Raw genomic sequence first — 2,365 nt, 5'->3', positions numbered from 1 at the left:
GCCCGCGCCGAGGCGCGCCCCGCCAGCCCGGCCTGACGCGCCGCAGCCGCGCCCCCTTCCGTCGCCACGCACCCCCTGGGCCGGCGGCCGCCGACGCGCCGGCATGGACGCGGGGCAGCCCGCAGCGCATCCTTCCCGCAACGACAAGGGGGGGGACGCATGATGATCCAGCGGCGCCATCTGCCGGGCCTCATGGGGGCGCTCGCCGCGCCAGGCCTCGCCCGCGCCCAACCGGGGTCCTGGCCGGCGAGGCCGGTCACCCTGGTCGTGCCCTGGGCCGCCGGCGGCGGCACCGACATCGTCGCCCGCATCTTCGCCCAGGGCTTCGAGCAGGAACTCCGCCAGCCCGTCAACGTGGTCAACCGCACCGGCGGCGGCGGCATCACCGGCCATTCCGCCATCGCGACCGCGGCGCCGGATGGCTACACGCTCGGCACCGGCACCTCCGAGATCGCCAATTACCGCACGCTCGGCCTCGGCGATCTCGGGCCGGACAGCCTCGACCTGCTGTCGCGCATCGCGGTGCTGCCGGCCGGCGTCACGGTGCAGGCGGGCGCCGCCTGGGGCGATTTCGCCGCCTTCGCCGGCGCGCTGCGGGAAAGCCCGCGCGGCCGCATCACCGGCTCGGGCGTCGGCACCGGCGGCGCCTGGCACCTGGCGGCGGCGGGCCTCTGCCGCGCGCTGGGGCTGGAGGCGGACCGCATCCGCTGGATCCCGAGCAATGGCGGCGCGCCGGCCCTGCAGGATCTGGTGGCGGGCGGGATCGGCGTCTTCACCGGGTCCCCGATCGAGGCGCAATCCCTGGCCGCGGCCGGGCGGGTGAAGGTGCTGGCGGTGATGGGCGAGCAGCGCTTGTCCACCATGCCGGAGGTGCCGACGCTGCGCGAGACGGGGTTGAGCTGGGCCTATGCCAACTGGTTCTCGCTGGTCGCGCCGCGCGGCATCCCGGCCCCGGTGCGGGAGACGCTGCTCGCCGCCGCGCAGCGCGCGCATGCGCGGCCGGAGGTGCAGGACCAGCTCAAGGCGCGCGGCATCGTGCCGGTCTGGGATGGCCCCGAAGGCTTCTCCGCCTTCGTCCGCGGCTTCGCCGAAACCTCGGCGGCGCTGCTGCGCGACCTGGGCCTGGCGAAGACCTAGGGCGGATGGCGGCGTGGCGCGAAGGCCGCGCAGCGCCGATCCGCCCGGCGTCCGATGACCTGCTGCGGCTTGCGCGTTCCGTCGGGCGCGCAAGCCGCGCCGGAGCCATGGTTGCCAAAGGCCCTCCGGCCCTTGGTGGGACGCGAGGGGGCGCAGCCCCCCGCCTTCACGCGGCGAAGTCGGGCGCCTCCTGCAGCAGGATCCGCTTCACGCTCTCCAGGTGCAGCCGCGCGCTCTCGCGGTCGCCCTCGCGCATCTGCTCATAGGTCCGCCGCGCCATCTCCGGCGGCACCGGCTTCAGCGCGCGGCCCGTGCTCATCGCCAGGCGCTGCGCCTCGCAGGCGCGCTCGAGGTAGTAGAGGTCGTCCCAGGCCTCCGCGACCGTCGCGCCCAGCACCATGATGCCGTGGTTCTTCATGAAGACGATGTCGGCCTCGCCGACCGAGGCGGCGATGCGGTCGCCCTCCGCCTCATCGAGCGCGAGGCCGCCATACTCCTCGTCCACCACGGTGCGGCCGTAGAATTTCAGCGCGGTCTGGCCGGCCCAGACCAGCGGCGGCCCTTCCAGCATCGCCAGGGCCGTCGCATTCGGCATGTGGGTGTGGAAGCAGGCCCTGGCGCGCGGCACGTTCTTGTGGACCCGGGCATGGATGTAGAAGGCGGTCGCCTCCGGCACGCCCTCGCCGGCCACCACGTTGCCCTGGAAGTCGCAGACCAGCAGGCGGGACGCGGTGATCTCGGAGAAGGCCCAGCCATAGGGGTTGACCAGGAAGAGGTCGTCCCGGCCGGGCACCACGAAGCTCAGATGGTTGCAGATGCCCTCGTGCAGGCCGAGCTTCGCCGCCATGCGGAAGCAGGCGGCGAGGTCGATGCGCGCCTGCCGCACCGCATCGGCGTCGAGATCGCTGTTGCGCAGGATGGCGGGCGCGGCAGCGCCCCCGAAGGCATGGGCCATGGTGGGACTCCCGGTGAAGCGCGGCGCGGGCCGCAGCGGAACGCGTTCGGACCCGAACGCCCCACCGCCGAAGCCGCATGTCTGCGGGCCGTCCACGGCCCTTGCCGGTCCGCTCTACAGCAGATCGTGGCGGGGCGCGAAGGCCCCGGGCCGGCGGCCCCGCGGCGACCGGTCGCGCCCCGGGGCTGCAGGCTGGCTCCGGGCGCCATCCGGCGCGGCCGGGGGCAGCCGCCGGGTCAGGCGCGGGTGCCCCGCTGCCGCGCCTTCGCCGCG

General features: G+C 75.1%; 2 protein-coding genes. One reads left to right on the top strand and one right to left on the bottom strand.

Annotation, left to right across the window (positions count from 1 at the left end; genetic code table 11):
- The first annotated feature begins 162 nt into the window (after positions 1-162).
- On the top strand, positions 163-1,137 hold the full coding sequence (locus E2C05_RS31075; protein WP_205083208.1) for a Bug family tripartite tricarboxylate transporter substrate binding protein: 975 nt from the start codon (positions 163-165) through the stop codon (positions 1,135-1,137).
- A 166-nt stretch (positions 1,138-1,303) separates the two neighbouring features.
- Here the strand turns inward: E2C05_RS31075 and E2C05_RS31070 are convergent, their stop codons facing one another.
- Positions 1,304-2,092, bottom strand: coding sequence for an aldolase (locus tag E2C05_RS31070; RefSeq protein ID WP_133223473.1), 789 nt, complete (start codon positions 2,090-2,092; stop codon positions 1,304-1,306).
- Between the last annotated feature and the right edge of the window lie 273 nt (positions 2,093-2,365).

Origin of the sequence: Paracraurococcus ruber (assembly GCF_004353985.1) — a bacterium.
Lineage (GTDB): Bacteria > Pseudomonadota > Alphaproteobacteria > Acetobacterales > Acetobacteraceae > Paracraurococcus > Paracraurococcus ruber.
This window is presented reverse-complemented; position numbering and strand designations above follow the sequence as displayed.

Bases quoted from the DNA above. Each gene is read 5' to 3' on its own strand.
- E2C05_RS31075 (WP_205083208.1), top strand. From the start codon at position 163: ATGATCCAGCGGCGCCATCTGCCGGGCCTCATGGGGGCGCTCGCCGCG.
- E2C05_RS31070 (WP_133223473.1), bottom strand. From the start codon at position 2,092: ATGGCCCATGCCTTCGGGGGCGCTGCCGCGCCCGCCATCCTGCGCAAC.